General features: G+C 38.4%; 17 protein-coding genes. 9 read left to right on the plus strand and 8 right to left on the minus strand.

Features of this window, described 5'->3' with window-relative positions:
* Nucleotide 1: 1 nt before the first annotated feature.
* Together C1A05_RS15160 and C1A05_RS15165 are read right to left on the minus strand one after the other, a co-directional pair.
* A complete protein-coding gene (locus C1A05_RS15160; protein WP_102029091.1) occupies nt 2-736 on the minus strand; it encodes an EAL domain-containing protein in 735 nt (244 codons plus the stop codon).
* Nucleotides 737-811: 75 nt separating this feature from the next.
* On the minus strand, nt 812-1855 hold the full coding sequence (locus tag C1A05_RS15165) for a sensor domain-containing diguanylate cyclase (RefSeq protein WP_159462094.1): 1044 nt from the start codon (nt 1853-1855) through the stop codon (nt 812-814).
* Nucleotides 1856-2203: 348 nt separating this feature from the next.
* On the opposite strand from C1A05_RS15165, the gene C1A05_RS15170 reads away from it, so the two are divergent.
* Nucleotides 2204-2590 carry a response regulator gene (locus C1A05_RS15170; protein ID WP_102029093.1) on the plus strand — a complete coding sequence of 129 codons (387 nt, stop codon included), beginning with the start codon at nt 2204-2206 and terminating at the stop codon, nt 2588-2590.
* Nucleotides 2591-2678: 88 nt separating this feature from the next.
* Here C1A05_RS15170 and C1A05_RS15175 read toward each other — a convergent pair whose 3' ends face one another.
* Complete coding sequence (locus C1A05_RS15175) at nt 2679-3074, minus strand: VOC family protein (RefSeq protein ID WP_102029094.1); 396 nt, start codon at nt 3072-3074, stop codon at nt 2679-2681.
* A 252-nt stretch (nt 3075-3326) separates the two neighbouring features.
* Between C1A05_RS15175 and C1A05_RS15180 the strand changes: the two genes are divergently transcribed.
* The 6 genes from C1A05_RS15180 (at nt 3327) to C1A05_RS15205 (ending at nt 8740) form a co-directional block, all read left to right on the plus strand.
* Complete coding sequence (locus C1A05_RS15180; protein WP_159462095.1) at nt 3327-4076, plus strand: FixH family protein; 750 nt, start codon at nt 3327-3329, stop codon at nt 4074-4076.
* 115 nt (nt 4077-4191) lie between these two features.
* The gene (locus C1A05_RS15185; RefSeq protein ID WP_102029096.1) at nt 4192-4605 is read left to right on the plus strand and encodes a DUF3139 domain-containing protein; all 414 of its coding nucleotides are present in this window, start codon (nt 4192-4194) and stop codon (nt 4603-4605) included.
* A 656-nt stretch (nt 4606-5261) separates the two neighbouring features.
* Nucleotides 5262-6005, plus strand: coding sequence for a metal ABC transporter ATP-binding protein (locus tag C1A05_RS15190; protein ID WP_102029198.1), 744 nt, complete (start codon nt 5262-5264; stop codon nt 6003-6005).
* A complete protein-coding gene (locus C1A05_RS15195) occupies nt 6005-6862 on the plus strand; it encodes a metal ABC transporter permease (protein WP_102029097.1) in 858 nt (285 codons plus the stop codon). Before C1A05_RS15190 ends, C1A05_RS15195 begins: the two co-directional genes overlap by 1 nt.
* A gap of 31 nt (nt 6863-6893) precedes the next feature.
* Entirely contained in the window at nt 6894-7835 is a 942-nt protein-coding gene (locus C1A05_RS15200; protein WP_102029098.1) for a metal ABC transporter solute-binding protein, Zn/Mn family, read from the plus strand.
* 197 nt (nt 7836-8032) lie between these two features.
* Entirely contained in the window at nt 8033-8740 is a 708-nt protein-coding gene (locus C1A05_RS15205) for a DNA alkylation repair protein (RefSeq protein WP_102029099.1), read from the plus strand.
* A gap of 209 nt (nt 8741-8949) precedes the next feature.
* Here C1A05_RS15205 and C1A05_RS15210 read toward each other — a convergent pair whose 3' ends face one another.
* The 4 genes from C1A05_RS15210 to C1A05_RS15225 all read right to left on the minus strand — a co-directional run bounded on the left by C1A05_RS15210 (nt 8950) and on the right by C1A05_RS15225 (nt 15310).
* Nucleotides 8950-9963, minus strand: a complete 1014-nt coding sequence (locus C1A05_RS15210) for a serine hydrolase domain-containing protein (RefSeq protein WP_102029100.1) — start codon at nt 9961-9963, stop codon at nt 8950-8952.
* Between the two features lie 473 nt (nt 9964-10436).
* Nucleotides 10437-11345 carry a VOC family protein gene (locus C1A05_RS15215; RefSeq protein ID WP_102029101.1) on the minus strand — a complete coding sequence of 303 codons (909 nt, stop codon included), beginning with the start codon at nt 11343-11345 and terminating at the stop codon, nt 10437-10439.
* Nucleotides 11346-11537: 192 nt separating this feature from the next.
* Nucleotides 11538-13364: a hypothetical protein gene (locus C1A05_RS15220; protein ID WP_102029102.1), complete on the minus strand. Its 1827-nt coding sequence runs from the start codon at nt 13362-13364 to the stop codon at nt 11538-11540.
* Nucleotides 13365-13366: 2 nt separating this feature from the next.
* The gene (locus C1A05_RS15225) at nt 13367-15310 is read right to left on the minus strand and encodes an efflux RND transporter permease subunit (protein ID WP_234998589.1); all 1944 of its coding nucleotides are present in this window, start codon (nt 15308-15310) and stop codon (nt 13367-13369) included.
* A 328-nt stretch (nt 15311-15638) separates the two neighbouring features.
* Here C1A05_RS15225 and C1A05_RS15230 point away from each other — a divergent pair, with 328 nt between their 5' ends.
* Nucleotides 15639-16142 carry a TetR/AcrR family transcriptional regulator gene (locus C1A05_RS15230; RefSeq protein ID WP_306373273.1) on the plus strand — a complete coding sequence of 168 codons (504 nt, stop codon included), beginning with the start codon at nt 15639-15641 and terminating at the stop codon, nt 16140-16142.
* 49 nt (nt 16143-16191) lie between these two features.
* On the opposite strand, the gene uvsE is transcribed toward C1A05_RS15230, so the two are convergent.
* Nucleotides 16192-17145 (minus strand): UV DNA damage repair endonuclease UvsE, encoded by a 954-nt coding sequence (gene uvsE / locus C1A05_RS15235; protein WP_102029105.1) that lies wholly within the window; start codon nt 17143-17145, stop codon nt 16192-16194.
* Nucleotides 17146-17251: 106 nt separating this feature from the next.
* Here uvsE and C1A05_RS15240 point away from each other — a divergent pair, with 106 nt between their 5' ends.
* On the plus strand, nt 17252-17503 hold the full coding sequence (locus C1A05_RS15240) for a hypothetical protein (protein ID WP_200816510.1): 252 nt from the start codon (nt 17252-17254) through the stop codon (nt 17501-17503).
* Nucleotides 17504-17608 lie beyond the last annotated feature (105 nt).

Here is a 17608-nt window from a genome sequence, read left to right on the forward strand (position 1 = left end):
TTTATAAAGTAAAATCAATTTCGGATAATGCACTTGGTTTGCCTAAATAGTAGCCCTGTGCATTCGGAACTTCTAATTGTTTCGCAAGCTCATAATCTTGAGATTCTTCTATTCCCTCTAAAATGAGGGCAATCTCAGTATTGTTACAATAGGTTAGCACCGATTTGATCATTTCTTGTTTTGGCTCTGATAAAGATAGATCCTTGGAAAAGTAACAATCCATTTTAATAATGTCCGGATCTAATTCAATGATGGCTACTAAAGATGCGGCACCCTTTCCTACATCATCTATCGCAATAGCGTATCCTTGCTGCTTTAACTCTAATATGCTTGATTTTAACGAGATCGTATCATGAATAACTTCAGCTTCATTAATTTCGAGTACGATTTGGTTCTTATCTATTTTATTATCTAGGAGTAGTTTACTTAAGAAGTTAGAAAAGGACTCATCTGCCAGCGTTGATGGAAATACATTTAGGAACAGTTTTCCTTCCTTGTGTTTAGGACTTGCCTTCGCAAAGGTTACAATCGCCTTCTGAAGGGAATTAAACTCTAAAGAAAACAGCATATCCGTCTGTTTAGCTGCTCGGAAAGCCAATTCAGGATTATCGAATAATTCGGTACGAAATAGAGCCTCATAACCAAATAACTCTTTACTATCCAATTTATAAATGGGCTGAAATACATGATAAAAATATTGTTCTTCGATAAGCTTCTTTACTTTCTTTTCTGGCATGTTACCTACTCCCCTTAAATTCCACGAACAATCGTGGATATATCCTATTCAAACGCTGATATTGAATCAATCACCTTATCCAAATAATTTCGTCATCCATTTTTTGAAAATGCCACCTTCATCAACTTCCATCTCTTCCAAATCTTTCGTATAGATTTCATATCTATTCTTCCCGTTGTTCTTCGCGAAATACATCGCTTTATCCGCATTTTGAATCAACGTATCCTTATCCTCACCATCATCAGGGAACATACTTATTCCGATGCTTAATGAAATGTTTGCTTCGTTTCCATCAATATCATACGGCAATGACACGCTTTTAATAATTCGATTTGCAATGTCTTCGATTTCTTCCTTACTCGTCTCTTCAAATACGATGATGAACTCATCTCCGCCTAATCTCGAAATGAGATCCTCTTCTCTCGTACATTCGGTTAATCGTTCCACTACTTCCACTAATAACTGATCTCCCGCTTCGTGACCAAGCGTATCATTGACAATTTTGAAATCATCCAAGTCGATAAACATCAATGTTAAATTATATTGATGTCGTCTTGAACGCGCAATTGCCTTTTGAATATGTCGATCAAGCATTTTTCGATTCGGTACCTCTGTTAAATCGTCAAAAAAGGCCATTTGTTTGAGCTCTGCTTCTAATTTCTTTTGTTTCGTATTATCCATAAAGTTACCGATGATTGTGGTAACTTGTCCCTCTTCATTCTTTATCGGCTTCGCTACATGAAGAATTCGTTTCACACCTTGTTCCGAATGTAACAAACGAAACTCCTTATGAATCGGAAAACCTTGTAATAGTTGTAGCTCTGCCTCTTCAACGAGTCCTAAATCGTCTCGATGAACACTCGCCTTCCATAGCTTTGAATGAGCATTAATCTCCTTTTGAGTTCGTCCCAATAAGTTTTCAATCCCTTTAGAGAATTTGATTTTCTCACTAACTACATCATGAATGTATAGAGTAGTACCATCGAATATATTAAATAGGTAATCATATTCTTCAAACCGATTCTTCATATTTGCTAGGTCTTTTTCTAATTTACTTTTATCTTGTTGCCATTGATCCTGCCTTACTTTCCATTGTCCTTGCTCTTTTTGTAAAAGCATGTGCACATATCCCAATATCAGGATGAGGATAATGCTTAAGCTAACCTGTATCCAATTCTTATCCGTAATCCCAAAATATACGAACATAATGAAACTAAGAAAAATGACCAACAACAGGAGTTTCACTTTCTTCATTCTTTCACCTTTATTCCCTTTATTTTCAATAGTCTGCTTCTAAACTAAAAAAAGGATACTATAGAACGAATGAAAAACATACGAGAAGGTATTCCTATTTTAAGAATAGGAATAGGAGTCCTATATACGTAATGAATAATGGCTATGTATAATTCAGATATTACATAAATCGGTTTCGACGACGCCCATTAGACGAAAAAGGAGCTATCACAAATGAAAAGAATATTATTAGCTGATGATTCTACTTTTATGCGTGGCTATATTAAAAATTTGATTGAACAGGATAATACTTGCAAGGTTGTTGCAGAGGCAAGTAATGGAGAAGATGCTGTTAGCAAATATGTGTCCCATAAACCAGATGTTGTTTTAATGGATATTACAATGGAGCATGTGAACGGACTAACAGCATTAAAGGCTATTCGCAGTTTTGATCCACATGCTCAAGTCATTATGTGTTCTGCAATGGGAACACAGCAATATGTGATCGAAGCGATTAAATCTGGAGCAAAAGACTTTATTGTCAAACCATATTTCGAAAACTTAGTTTCCAAAATCAACGAATTAACGCCCAGGCAAGCCCATGAAGAACTATTCGTATAAAAGAAAAAAGGAAAGAAAACACCGATAATAGGATTCGCTTACTACTATTAACGTATGTTCTTTCCTTCCAATTTTTGGTTAAATCACGTTATTTCGCATGCTCATCCGCTTGATGAATGCCAAAGATATTACCTTCTGTATCGATATAATAACCCTGCCACGCCATTCCTGGTAAAGCATACTTTGGCAATGCCACCTTGCCACCATTTCTTAGAATTTTTGCTTCTGCAAAATCGTAATCCTCGACACCTATCGTACATGCAAAGCCGTTTAAGGGGTGACCTTGCTCTGGTGCCGGGCCATGTCGTTGCATTAAAGCACCATTAATTCCAAGCTCCTTGTCCTCACCTGTTACAGCACCGAAATAGGGCATACCTGCATATTCGCTCCAATCCTGAAAAGTCCACCCAAATACCTCTCCATAAAACTGCTTTGCCCGGTCCATATCAACCACATGAATTTCGAAATGAATTAATCTACCCATAGTAACCTCCTAATTATTTTTTTCAAATCTACTATGTATTCTATTAAATAACCATATCTCCTACATTATGGTGAAAAATTGGTAAATGTATACACTTCCTCTACAGGACCAAAACTGTTCTACTATAGCTAGATGAAAGTTCAGTATTTTGACATAGTCATACAGTGTAAGAAAAGGTATAATGCAAGCTATGGACTAAGAATGGGTGTACAAATGTACATAAGCACTCATAGTATACGAAGAGGTGAAAATATGAAAAGATTTCTTTTTTTTATTACGATATTGTTGGTCATTTTAGCAGGATGTTCAACCAATAAAGAAGACAGCAAGAATCATACAGATACTGTTCCTGAAATGATAGAGGTAGCCTTAACAACTCCAGAAACAATTGCTAAAAATGAAGAAGTGACAATCGAAGCCCACGTTACTCAAGGGGATGAGAACGTCGAGGATGCAAGTGAGGTTAAGTTTGAAATTTGGAAATCCGGTGAAGATGAGCATGACATGTTGGAAGGGGAACACCAAGGCGATGGGGTGTATGCCGTGCATCAAACCTTTACAGAAGACGGAACCTATTACGTCGTATCCCATGTGACTGCAAGAGACATGCATATCATGCCGAAGAAAGAGTTTGTTGTTGGATCACCAGATACAACAACTGGAAATGAACAAGAAGCATCTGTTGAAGAAGTTCACCACCATGAGCACAGTAATGTTTCCATCGAAATCGAAAATAAAGAAATGAAAGCCAATGAAGATACAACGCTCTCTACCATCATTCAAAACGATAAAGAAGCACTAACAGATGCCACGGTCCGTTTTGAAATTTGGAAAGAAGACGCGGAAAAGCATGAGTACATCGACGCAACCGAGCACAAGAATGGAACCTATCAAGCACAATATATCTTCCCCTCTCCAGGAGCCTATGTTGTGAAAGTACATGTAACGAAAGGGGAAGAGCTCCACGAGCATGTACAAGAAACATTTGTAGTAAAAGAGTAGCTTTCAACAATCCAATTGTTTAGAATTGGATTGTTTTTTATTAATACGAGAGAGGTGATTTGGGTATTTGTGTTGAATTTCTAATGCAGAAGGACTTTAGAAAAGAGGGGCTACGATGATAGATGAGCAATTGTTAGATGCATGGTTTAACAAGAAGTCAAAATCAAAAAAGCTATTCTATTGGGGCCTTTTTAGTACATGCATTATTTCTATTTCCCTTCTCCTCTTCTTTTTGCTCGAAAATAACGACCAAGAGCCTACCTTTTATGAAAACAAGGTAATCCAATATCTATTAGAGGAACAAGGATACAAGGAAGCGGATATAACGTTATTAGAGGAACGGGGAACAGTAGGTAGCCTTCCCCCGCGGTATGTGATTGTAGTATTCCAGAATGAACCGTATGTTGAGTATACGTACTATGCCCATAGCCAAGTAAAGCAAGCAAGCTATCATATTACAGATGACAAGTATGTGGACTTTACAGAAGCAGATTTAAAGAATATTGATCCGGGCGGTTTCATTAAGTAGATATTTCATTTATAGGGAGCTAGGCTGATGCCGCCGTTCTCTAAGGAAAAGTGCATAGCGTTGACTAGCACTCGTCTTCCATTATACGAGCCGGGGACGTGACCTCTTTATATATGCAAAAATAAAATAGAAAATCCAAACCAATACATATTTAAGACATTGTATAATGGTTTGGATTTTTTTCTTTGATTAACATACTATCTCTAAATTATCGAATTTTTCTACCACCACGTGTGTTTGATTTTGCTTTTCCTCGTTTTTGTTCATCCGGGATGTTAGGATGACTTTCGTTTCTCTTTTCCTTCGGTGCATATGAATCTTTAACCATGGGATTCCCTCCGTTGAAGTTTAGTACAATCTTGGCAGTATTATCCTAACCCCAGCGTTCGATTTTATTCAGCCTCCACATATCTTATTCAATCCCTCTCCACTAGAAGTCATTGCCTATCCACAAAAAAAGTTTAATAATTTCAAATAATTTTCGTTGACAATGTTTCTGAGTGTTATATAATTTGCATCAAGGCAAAACTATTTATATAATGAATACTTCTTGTACTAGGTAACAAAATTAGCGTAATTTCATAAATTAAACAAAGATGAGGCAGAAATGCTGCTTCGCTATTTAAAACTTTTCTACAAGGAGGAGAGCACTTGTGATGAATCATGCGATTTCCATTGAAAATCTTCACGTTTCCTATCATGGAAATGAGGCTGTGAAAGGAATCAGCTTAACAGTTGATCCTGGAAATTTGGTTGGAATTATTGGTCCGAATGGGGCTGGTAAATCGACCTTTTTAAAGGCTGTTTTACACTTAATTCCTAGAGATAAAGGGGCTGTTACTGTACTCGGTAACTCCATTAAAAATGCCCGCAAAAAAATCGCCTATGTACCGCAGCGAAACGATATCGATTGGGACTTTCCAATTACCGTACTGGATACCGTGTTACTTGGTACGTTTCCACATCTGAAATGGTTTAAACGTCCTAAGAAAAAGGATAAAGAATGGGCGCTTCAATGCTTGGAACGCGTCGGTATGCAAGACTTTAAGAAAAGACAAATTGGAAAGCTTTCTGGTGGTCAGCAGCAACGGGTCTTTCTAGCACGAGCATTGGCACAAAATGCAGATTTGTTCTTTCTTGATGAACCATTTGTCGGTGTCGATGCTGCTAGTGAAAAAACAATCGTGAACATCTTAAAGGAGCTCTGTCGAGAAGGAAAAACCGTTATGGTCGTCCATCATGACTTAAGTAAGGCTACGGAGTATTTCGATCAATTGATTTTGTTGAATAAGGAATTGATTGGATTCGGTCCAGTGTCAGAAGTCTTCAAGCCAGATGTAATGGAAAAAGCCTATAAAAGTCCATTTACATTAAGGAACGAGATTGGGGTGACTATGTAATGGACTTTATTGAAGCAATCATGCAATATGAATTTTTGCAAAAAGCATTGTTAACTTCCATTATGGTGGGAATCATTTGTGGTGTTGTCGGCTGTTTTATCATTCTTAGAGGCATGGCATTAATGGGAGATGCCATTTCGCATGCCGTGCTACCTGGTGTCGCAATCTCGTATATGCTAGGAATAAATTTCTTTTTCGGCGCTGTGTTCACTGGTATCCTTACTGCTATTGCAATAGGGTTTGTCAGTCAAAATAGTCGAATTAAACACGATACGTCGATAGGTATTATGTTTACGGCCGCTTTTGCATCTGGAATTATCATCATTACGATGCTGAAAAGTAGTACAGATTTATACCACATTTTATTTGGGAATGTGCTAGCAGTAAGGGCTTCTGACATGTGGATTACATTAGGTATTGGATTATTCGTCATATTTGCTGTTTATCTTTTTTATAAGGAATTATTAGTAACGTCCTTTGATGAAACGATGGCTGCAGCTTACGGCCTCCCTGTTCGCTTGATTCACTATTTTTTAATGACCTTGTTAACTATGGTTACTGTTGCTTCTCTACAAACAGTTGGAATTGTATTAGTTGTTGCCATGTTAATAACTCCCGCAGCAACCGCTTATTTGCTAACAGATCGACTATGGGTGATGATTTTTCTTGCTGCTGGAATTGGAGTGATTTCCTCTATTGTTGGTCTATACTTTAGCTTCACCTACAACCTCGCATCAGGTGCAACCATTGTAATCGCAGCAACCGCTATCTTTATTCTTGTTTTCTTCCTATCGCCAAAGCATGGATTAGTTTGGAAATCTTTGAAGGCACGACGAAAAAGGGCTTCATTAATTTAACATAAATTTTTCATTAAAGGAGGATGATGAAATGTTGAAGAAGCATTTACTAGTATTGTTCCCTATGATTTCGGTCTTTCTATTACTTTCTGCTTGTAGTAATGATGAAGAAAGCAGTAGTTCCAGTGAGAATGGAAAAGTTCAGGTTGTCACCACTTATTCCATTGTGTATGACATTGTCAAAAATGTTGGTGGTGATCTCGTTGAAATTCATAGTTTAGCACCTATCGGCTCCAATCCACACGAATATGACCCACTACCTGAGGATGTTCAAAAAGCAACGGATGCCGATGCAGTATTTTACAACGGATTAAACTTAGAAGCAGGTAATTCATGGTTTGATCGGTTAATGGAGACCGCGGGGAAAGATGGTGAAGACGCTCCTGTCTTTCTTATGAGCGAAGGAGTAGAACCAATGTACTTAACGACAGAGGGGAATGAGGGTGAAGAAGACCCTCATGCATGGTTAAACGTACAAAATGGAATCCAATATGCAGAAAATGCTCGAGACGGTTTAATCGAAATAGACCCAGATAATGCGGATGTATATAAGAAAAATGCAGAAGAATATATTGCGAAGCTGGAAGCATTACATCAAGAGGCAATCGATCAATTTAAAAAGATCCCTGAAGAGGAACGGATACTCGTAACAAGTGAGGGTGCGTTTAAATATTTCAGTGAGGCATATGGATTCCAAGCTGAGTATATATGGGAAATTAACCAAGAAAACCAAGGAACACCAGAGCAAACTACTAGAATTGTAGATATTATAAGGGAGAAGCAGATCAAAGGCTTATTCTTAGAAACGAGTATTGACCCACGAAGCATGGAAGCCGTATCTGCTGAGACAGATGTACCAATCATGGGGAAAGTGTTTACCGATTCATTAGGAGAGCCTGGTGAGGATGGGGATACCTACATTTCCATGATGGAGTGGAATATTCAAACCATTATCGATGGGTTAACGAAGTAAACTAGATAACTAGCCACTTCTTTTGAAGGGCTAGTTTTGTTTTAGTTTGGGGGCCGATTCTGATTTGCAACATCTACATGCATCCGGCTTCTTTAACGTTCCCATTGCAATCCCACAAAAGATTCATGGTAAAATAGACAAGTATAGAAATGGTAACAATGAAAAAAATTCTCATACAAAGAAAGGAAGTGAAACCATTGGATTTCGATACAGTCATGCAGGAGCTTGAAGCACTAGGTAAGGAAAGAACGAAAAAAATATACATATCCAATGGCGCACACGAGCCCCTTTTCGGTGTTGCTACAGGGGCAATGAAACCAATGGCAAAGAAAATAAAAATCGATCAACCGTTAGCAGAGGAACTTTATGCGACAGGAAACTATGATGCCATGTACTTTGCCGGAATTATCGCAGATCCGAATGCGATGACCGAATCGGATTATAATCGTTGGATGGATGCAGCTTATTTTTATATGCTTTCCGATTATGTGGTGGCCGTGACCTTGTCCGAATCAGATATTGCACAGGATGTAGCCGATAAATGGATCGCAAGTGGTGAGGAGCTTAGAATGTCAGGGGGCTGGAGCTGCTATTGCTGGCTTTTAGGTAATCGCAAAGACTATGAATTTTCCGAAAGCAAGATTTCGAAAATGCTTGATTTGGTGAAGGAAACAATCCATGATTCACCGGAGCGGACAAAGGCCTCTATGAATAATTTTCTATATACCGTGGGAATTTCTTATTTTCCTTTACATGAAAAGGCGATGGATATCGCAAGGGAAGTCGGTATCGTAGAAGTTAAACGAGAGAAGAAAAAGAACAGTCTCCTAAATCCTTTGGAAAGCATTCAAAAAGAAGTAGATAAAGGACGAATTGGCTTTAAACGAAAATATGTAAGATGTTAAGAAATCAAAGGGCTTGGGACGAATCCAAGCCCTTTCTTACCCAAATTGATCCTTTATAATAACTTTTTTAAAATAAGATATGTCAAAGGTTAATGTTGACTTTTTATATAATGAAATGGAACTCCATTAGGGTTTGGGCTTCCATTCTAGGTGAAAAGCACTTTATATGGTGAAGGGCAGTAAGTAACCAGGCATATAATTGTATAAAACTATTTAAATGTATCTGCAACTATATTACTAAATTCCCTTAGATAATGAAGATAATTGTCTCCACCATAGTTATATCGCTTATTATACATTTTTGCTACGACTAGATTATACTTTGGTATCACTAACAAAGTTGGACCAGTTATTCCTAATATTTGATAAGAGCCTTTAGGTACTCTTTCCCCAATTTCACTTTTAAGAGAAGGCATATCTTGAACATACCAAAACAAGCCGTTATGTGGTGTCTCTTTGTCATCGGAATTTGGGCTTTGTACTTTGGTAGCTAATTGTATTACTTCTTTCGGCACTATTTGTTTACCATTCAATAACCCTTCGTTCAAATGGAGATTACCCCATAATGCAAATTCACGTGCTGTTGTATGAAGGTTTGAGTCACGTCCATCGTTTGTACTTCCTATTTTGAAGTTAGCAGATTCGTTTGGATTATCAATCACTTTTACTAGTTCATCATTAGTGTTTGTATACCATGATGTTTCATTTAATCCTAACGGTTGGAATACTCTTACTCTTAGTAATTCGGGAAAACTCATTCCATATAGCTTGTTTATTAATTCCGTCATCATAAATATGTTAATTCCTCTGTAGGCCCACCTTTTACCTGCATCAAACTCTCTAAAAAGAGTGCCATCATCTTTCTGATGTAATCCGTGAGAATGTGTAACTAAGTGCCTAATAGTTGTGTCTGCAAGTATTTCTTTATCATATCCATCAAAGTAATCTACTGCATAGTCATCTATGCTTTTAATTTTCTTTTCATACAAAGCAAAAGCTACCGCTAGTCCTAAATAACTTTTTCTTGCAGATGCTACGTTAAATTTAGAGGCTTCGGTAATGGGTACTGAAGGAACTAAATTTGAATGGTAGCCGCCGTAGTGTTCTAAAACGATTTCATTATCCTTTATTACAACCAATGCAGAAGCACTGCTTTGATTAAGTGCCTTTATTTCTTCTACATATGAAATTAATCTTTGATAGTTTAAATGCACTTTCTCCATTACCTCCGATGTCACCTATTCTAAAAATTCAGATAGTAACAGTTTATCATACGTGGGCATCCGTTGAGAACAAACTGCTTTCAACATACGTCTCTCTAATGGTTGTATAGTCATTTTGATTCTTAAATTGGTCCAGATATTGAAACCAACTCAAATATTGGTAGAGGTATTATGTAGTCATGCCATTTAGCCCAATAATCCAGCCCTCCTAACAACTATGATAACGAATCACATTTTGAATATGTTGCCTTTTAGCGGTCTCTTGCCACTTGTACAAAGGCTTGTTCTTTGCGTAACCTCGTTGTGAAGAAGGACCGCCTTGTTTACGGGCTCCTCCTCTATGCGGCTTCCCTTTTCTAAGTATCGAAATTAAGTTTCATCCGTTTCCACAACCACTAAACTGAAAAAATTTTCTGTTATTTCACATAACTTAGACATAAAAATCCAACCTCAACTAGTACACTAGCTTACGTTTACTTCCCTTCATACGCTTCCTTTAATTTCTCGATATCAAACTTTTTCATTTTCAGAAAGGCTTGCGTTAGTCGCTCCATTTGTTCTCCGTTCGCATTTCCCATCATTTCTTCCATCACCTCTGGCCATATCTGCCAAGAGACACCAAACTTATCCTTTAACCACCCACATTGTTCTGCTTTTGGATCTGCGGAAAGCTTTTCCCAGAAGTAGTCAATTTCATCTTGATCCTCACATCGAACCAAAAGGGAAATCGCTTCCGTAAAGGTGAAATTATGTGAATGAGCACTGTCCATTGCAGAAAACCACTCGTTCTCAATCATAAAGTCCGTAAACATTACCGTACCTTCCTTATCTGGTTCCATGCCTGCAGGATATCGAGCGAGTTCTCCTCGTTTGGAATGTTGGAATACAGAAAGATAAAAATCTGTAGCTTCTTCTGCCTTTCCGCACACGTCTCCTACATACAGAATCGAAGGTATTATAAATGGGCGTTCCTCACCGTCTGGATTTGTGAGAATAAGCTGCCATGTTAAGCCATACTTATCCTGTATCCATCCGTATCGCTTACTGAACGGATATTCCTGAAGCGGCATTAATGGTGTCCCGCCCTCGGAAAGTGCTTCCCAAAGCTGATCTAAATTCTCCCTTGCCTTTTCATCTCTAGAAGGATCAAAATTCACAAAGAAGGAAATGGATGGGTTAAACTTGAAATGCGGCCCACCATTAATGGCCATAAAGGAATACCCCGCAAGTGTAAATATCACCTGATCGCTATCTCCAGACGGCGTGTTGCGAATGGTGACCATTTTATCGATTGTGGAATCTGGGAAAATAGATGTATAAAACTGGGCCGCCTCCTTTGCTTCCGTATTGAACCATAGATGGGGAACAATTTTTTGATTCATGAACATTCCTCCTCTTGTCTTTTTACTTTAGATATCGCCTTACTTCATCTTATTTCGCGGAACTACTGCTTATTTCCTTTATTCACCAATTAGCGAAATATCATACTATATAACTTATCCTTTCACTCTCTCAAACAACCGCTCCCCATACGAAAAGAGGTGTCATCCCCCTTAGATGACACCTCTTCCTACTTAGCGAAACAAATCAAATAGCTTATCAAAAAATCCTTTATCTTCTTCTCTCGGTTCTTCTGTTATATCAGGCTCCTCATATTGAATGCTATCTGTTTTTAAAACAAACTGAACCGAATTAATCTTTTCGTTTTCCTTCGAAACAAAGGAAACCGGTTCGAAATCTGATTTATCATATTCTGCCATCATCTTATCGATTTCTTCATGCATTTCACCTGGCATATCCCTTGTGGACTCTTCTAATTCAGTCGTTCCACTGTGCAATTCACCGACTCCGCTTGCTAATTCCGCCGTTCCACCAGTTAAATCGGAAATGCCAGTGTGCAATTCTGAATAAGAATCAGATAGTTGACTTACTCCACCAGTATATTTCACAAGTCCTGCATGAAAAGCATCATAGTTGGAAGCTATGGCAGCAATCCCTTTCTGCAATTGAACAAAGTCCTCTGCACCACTAGTATCGTTTAATTCCGAAAGCTCTGTTGCCATCGCATCTAAATTGCTAATCATTTCATTAAGGGCGACAATGACATCATCTATTGAACCGACAACCTTGCCGAATATAGGTTTATTCTCAACATATGTGTCCTTTACCTTTTGTGCAGCTTCATATGTTTCTAGTAATTGATCAACGACCGCCTCATTGGCATTACTATCATATAATGCTTGTTCTTCTGTCTGTGAAAGCTCAACTGCTGGGATTGCGTTGATTGCTTCATCTAACTCCATATATGCTACAGAATAGCTAGTTTTTAATGCTTTCAAATTTTCCACAGTTGTACTTAAACCGGCAGACATTTGGTCAAGTCCTGCTCCCAATTCCATCAAACCACTTAGGTCCATTCCTTCCATCTCATTAAGAGAAGAATTCAAGGCTGACAGTGCTGCCTGAATATCACTTGAACCATTTACTATACCAGCAGAACCTTTATCAAGCTCTGTAATGCCATTCTTGTATTCTAAGGAGCCGTCTTGTAGCCTCACTACACCATCATGTAACTCGGAAACCCCTTTATTTAGTTCTCCTACACCACGATTAATCTCCGAGATGGCGTCCGATAGGGATTCCATATCCTCTGTCATTTCGTCCATTTTAGGTGTATCCATTGGCATCGACATCGGAACTCCTGAGATATCAATACCATCGAGTTCAAAACCAACAGCATCTGCTTCTACTACAAATGCTTCTTCATCCTCCGGCATCAACGTAAAGGTTACTTGCTTGTTTTTACCTGCCGATGCAATCATACCGTCTTCCGCCTGAATGTTACTGAAGATTCCTGTGTTAAGCGCAAGAGAGATTTGTAGCATATAGTTTTCAAAAAAGACCGAGTCTACATCCTCATTTTTAGAGGTCTTAATTCGAATTTGCACACGCCCCTCTTTACCCGCAAGCTTCTCTGGGACAATTTCCTCTCCATTTAAGAAATAGGTAACCTCGATATCCCACGGTAAAGCTGCCTGATCCAGTGTCCCCTGGTAATAAAATTTCCCTTCTTCTTCAGCCGTGAGCTGAACAGTATTATTGATTTGTTTCATTTCAGATAGATTGGTTAAATTCTTCACACTGGAATACGCCCCGATATCCGTTATGCTCCCTGGCTTTTCTATTTCCAAGGTGTTCACGACATAAATCTCTTGTCGTTCACCAGATGCATCAAGCTTGGCGTAAACTACCTCATCCTTGGAGGAAAACTCCCCATTCTCCTGAATAGCCTCATGCTTTTCCTCAAGTTCCTTGTCATTTGTAGTAGCAGTTATAAGAAATGACGGCAACACAAGGATGAATGTAGCGAAAACTGGCAATATCCATTTAAATCTCCTCATCATCATTTCTCCTTATTATAATTTGCTTTCCATGTCGTTTTTTCGATCACCTTATCAAACACCAATAATATGGCTGGCAGGAAAAACACTACCATAATAAAGGCGAGTAACGCTCCACGCCCGAGTAATAAACCAATTGCACCGACAATTGGATTGGACGACGTAGCCGATAAAATAAAGCCAACACTAGATAAAATAGAAGCAGAAACAGCAATAGAGAATATTTTCTCATCCAAGGTCTGTTTAATTGCTAGGCGTGCTGGCATTGCCTTTCGATTCTCCTTATATGCTTCTGTTAGTAAAATAGCGTAATCCACCGTGGCGGCAAGCTGCACCGTACTAATGATTAAATAGCCTATATAAACCAGTGAAGCATTTTGGAAATATGGAACTGCTAAATTAATCCACACCGCCGACTGAATCGTTAATAAAAGAACGACCGGATAGGAAATCGATTTAAAAGTAACGAGCAATACAATGGCAATTGTTATTACCGTAAGCATATTGACTACCGTATTATCCTTTTGCACCGTTTTTTTCATGTCATAGAGTGTGACACTTTCACCAAGCGCATATGCCTCATCACCATAATAGCTGGCGGCAGTCTTTTGGATATCCTCTATCAATCCAAATGTGACATCTCCCTCAACCTCGGTATCCGTTTGTAAAATGATGCGACTGTAATGTTCCGAATAAAATTGCTCGGTAACCGATTCATCCAAATATTCAGGTGGAATCACTGGACTAACCGTATTCACGTAAGCGAGCACACTCTTCACACGATCCATCCCTTCTAGATCGTGCACGAGCTCCACTTCTTTTGCTGGTTCTCCTTTTGGCACGAGTAACACCATTTGTGTATTCTTGCCAAATTCCTCATTGATTTTTGCAATGTCACTTCCAACTCGAGTGGATTCTGGTTGTTCCCCAAATCCATAGGTGAAATTATTTTGTCCTTGTGCTAAAAATGCTGGAACAATTAATAGAAATACTAGAATTAAACTAGGAATTTTACATTTCATTACCCGCCGCCCAACACCTTTGAAGGCAGGGATAATCGGTTTATGTTCTGTTTTATCAATCCATTTATAAAACATGAGTGTTAAAGCTGGTAAAAAGACCATAACACTAATGAAGCTTAATAAAATTCCTTTTACAAGGTTGAAGCCTAAGTCTGCGCCAATCTCGAAGTTCATAAAGGTCAGCGCAATAAAACCAAAGAAGGTCGTAGATGCACTTGCTGCAATTGCAGGAAAGGACCGCTTCATTGCCTGATGCATCGCTTCCTTCGGTCCTAAGCCCTTCCCTCGATAGTCTGAAAAACTATGAAGTAAGAATATAGCGTAATCAAGAGAAACCGCTAACTGTAATATTGGTGCTACCGATTGCGTAATGAACGATATTTCACCAATAAAAATGTTCGTACCTAAGTTAATTAATACGGAAACACCTATTGCGGTTAGGAAGAATACAGGCTCAATCCATGAATTTGTGGATATTACTAGAATAATGATAATAATCGGAACTAATAAAGCCGCTGCTGCCATTGTTTCCGAAACAGCCATTTTTTGCTGAGTAGCAGTATTTAACGCTTCCCCAGCCATCGCATCCTCATCCCCAATAAGTTCATAAACGGCATTGGTTGCTTCAACTTCTTTTCCAGAAGCGATATGGAAGGAAAATAAGGCATTGTTGTCCTTATAATAGGATTCAACCGTATCTCCATCTGCCATTTCAATTGGGGTCTTTATATCAATGGCATCATCTAACCACATAACACCCGACACGCCGTCAATTGCGGCAAGTTTTTCCTTAAAGGCAAGAGCCTCTTGTATGGATACATCCTTCATCATCACGCTTGTATTCGGAACTGTTCCTTCGAATTCTTGCTCCATCAGCTCCATAGCTTGTGTAGAACGAGCATCCTCAGGCAAGTAATCTACCATATTGTAGTTAACCGAAACAGCAAACTGTGCCACAATGCTTATAATGGAAATAATGAAAAAAGTAATGACGATGGGTTTTTTATGTTTTATAATCCGAGCTGCAATACCTATAACGATTCACCCTTTCTTGCGTTCACCCAAAATACACTTTACAATTATATAAAACACGGTGTTGTTTATACAACAGACAGTTTAACTGCTTCCGTTTAGAATCCAACACTAGTCGTAAAACTGTTGGAAAACGCAAACTTTTTGGGAGGGAATTCGAATTTCTAAAAATCTAGATCGACGAAAGAAATATACTCGAATGGTGTTAAAGGAAAGTTTTTTGACCTTATTACGAAAAAAACAGCTCTCCACCATTACCGTTAAAGAAATATGTGAGCTAGCTGATATTAATCGCTCCACATTTTATGCCCATTATGCTGACCAGTATGACCTGCTCACACAAATAGAAGACGAAATAATAGAAGATATGAATACGTATTTGACTACCTATCGGTTCGAACATGAAGCGGAAGCGATTAAAATGACAGAAAAGTTACTGGAATACTTTGCTTCTAAGCTAGACGAATGTAAAACACTCTTGAGCGAGCATAGCGAGTCTTCCTTTCAGCAAAAAGTAATGAAGGTTACCCAACGATTCATCCTGAAAAACTGGATAAATATGTACGAGCTGGATGACGCCGTATCCGAATATTTGAGCTCCTTTATTGTTAGTGGTGGTATCCAAGCAATCAAAATGTGGATGTACAACGACATGGATAAATCCCCGAAGGAAATGGCAGAGCTCATTAATAAATTTGTTCATAAAGGACTATCGAATATGTAAAGAGGTGGAGGACAGTAATGAATCGAATAGCTGTCCTCTTAATATTCACTTATATCTCAATTGCGCCCCCAGCGATTCGCTTAAATCCACGTAGTTTACTTATATCCTCAACGAGCTGCAATGCTGCTTTATCCTTCGCTTTTGCCTCAACCATAATATCCGCAGATTTACCATGTTCCTTTAGCGCTTTGATAAAAGGAAGTGCAAAATCTAAATCTACATAATCCGCATGTGCACGAATTAATTTTTCAGATTTTGGTGAGGATAAGTGAAATTTAGGCACCTTCAGCGTCCGCTCCCAGCTCGCAAAAATACGTGGAAGTAGCTCCTCATATGCTTCCTGACATGGATTAGCCCAGTGATGATGATAATCAAACACAAAGGGAATCCCATGCTTTTCACAAACTTGTAAGGTTTCTTCTGCTGTGTATGTTTTATCATCATTTTCAAGCGTGGTTTGCATGCGAATGTCTGGATTCAGCGATACAAAATTTTTATGAAATCTTTTTAGTGTCTTCTCCTTGTCTCCATATGCCCCACCAACATGAATATTGATGTTCGCATCCTCATGTAATCCCATTGCCTCCAGCATCGTATAATGATAGGTCATATCAATGATTGCATTTTCCGTTACATGCTTTTGTGGACTTGTAAATAATGTGAATTGGTTCGGATGAAAGCTAACTCGTAATTGATGCTGTCGAACGAGACTACCTATTTCTTTGAAAAGCTTTTGAAAAGGCGTTACAAAATCCCATTTCACCTCAGGATGTGTGGCAAGTGGTACGATTGATGAAGACATGCGGTAAAGCTCTATTTCCTGTCCAATATTATAATGAAGCGTTCGGATCGTATGCTTTAGATTTTGTTCGGTAAGATAGAGAAGCTTTTCCTTTCTCTTTTCTTGGTCAAGCTTCTTCCAATTCGTAAACGTTAGGGTTCGAGAGGGTGAGGCCTCCCATAAATTTAATGCCGTTGAGACATAACCGAATCTAAGTATCATTATGAACACCAGCCTATGCGTATCGATGAAGGTAGTTTTTGTGAAATGGAAGGTGTTCATACGTTGAGATTGGTTCAGGCAAGAAGCAGAATTACGTCCTATCCGTGTGTTACTACCCCTTTTTGAGCAATATAATGTAGCTGTACCAGAGGATATATCTAGAACATTTATTACAACTCCAGAAACGATTAAAAATGCCTTTGCAGTAGGCGTACAAGGAGAAATTGAAAACATTAGCATGTATAATAGGTTTCTTACTTTTAATCTTCCAGCAGACGTAAGTGCTGTTTTCACACAATTAAGAAATGCATCTATGAACCATTTAGCAGCATTTGAAAGAGGAGTAGCACGATATTAATTCAAATACGGTATAATTTGTCTATTAATGTTAAGGCACCACTTTAAATCACAACTTCCTACTTAAATATAACTTTCCATTAATGTGCCAATTTCCAAATACCTT

The organism is Salirhabdus sp. Marseille-P4669 (genome assembly GCF_900240405.1).
In the GTDB taxonomy this organism is placed as follows: domain Bacteria; phylum Bacillota; class Bacilli; order Bacillales; family Alkalibacillaceae; genus OEQK01.

Bases quoted from the DNA above. Each gene is read 5' to 3' on its own strand.
- C1A05_RS15160 (WP_102029091.1), bottom strand. From the start codon at position 736: ATGCCAGAAAAGAAAGTAAAGAAGCTTATCGAAGAACAATATTTTTAT.
- C1A05_RS15165 (WP_159462094.1), bottom strand. From the start codon at position 1,855: ATGCTTTTACAAAAAGAGCAAGGACAATGGAAAGTAAGGCAGGATCAA.
- C1A05_RS15170 (WP_102029093.1), top strand. From the start codon at position 2,204: ATGAAAAGAATATTATTAGCTGATGATTCTACTTTTATGCGTGGCTAT.
- C1A05_RS15175 (WP_102029094.1), bottom strand. From the start codon at position 3,074: ATGGGTAGATTAATTCATTTCGAAATTCATGTGGTTGATATGGACCGG.
- C1A05_RS15180 (WP_159462095.1), top strand. From the start codon at position 3,327: ATGAAAAGATTTCTTTTTTTTATTACGATATTGTTGGTCATTTTAGCA.
- C1A05_RS15185 (WP_102029096.1), top strand. From the start codon at position 4,192: ATGATAGATGAGCAATTGTTAGATGCATGGTTTAACAAGAAGTCAAAA.
- C1A05_RS15190 (WP_102029198.1), top strand. From the start codon at position 5,262: ATGAATCATGCGATTTCCATTGAAAATCTTCACGTTTCCTATCATGGA.
- C1A05_RS15195 (WP_102029097.1), top strand. From the start codon at position 6,005: ATGGACTTTATTGAAGCAATCATGCAATATGAATTTTTGCAAAAAGCA.
- C1A05_RS15200 (WP_102029098.1), top strand. From the start codon at position 6,894: ATGTTGAAGAAGCATTTACTAGTATTGTTCCCTATGATTTCGGTCTTT.
- C1A05_RS15210 (WP_102029100.1), bottom strand. From the start codon at position 9,963: ATGGAGAAAGTGCATTTAAACTATCAAAGATTAATTTCATATGTAGAA.
- C1A05_RS15215 (WP_102029101.1), bottom strand. From the start codon at position 11,345: ATGAATCAAAAAATTGTTCCCCATCTATGGTTCAATACGGAAGCAAAG.
- C1A05_RS15220 (WP_102029102.1), bottom strand. From the start codon at position 13,364: ATGAGGAGATTTAAATGGATATTGCCAGTTTTCGCTACATTCATCCTT.
- C1A05_RS15225 (WP_234998589.1), bottom strand. From the start codon at position 15,310: ATGGTAGATTACTTGCCTGAGGATGCTCGTTCTACACAAGCTATGGAG.
- uvsE (WP_102029105.1), bottom strand. From the start codon at position 17,145: ATGATACTTAGATTCGGTTATGTCTCAACGGCATTAAATTTATGGGAG.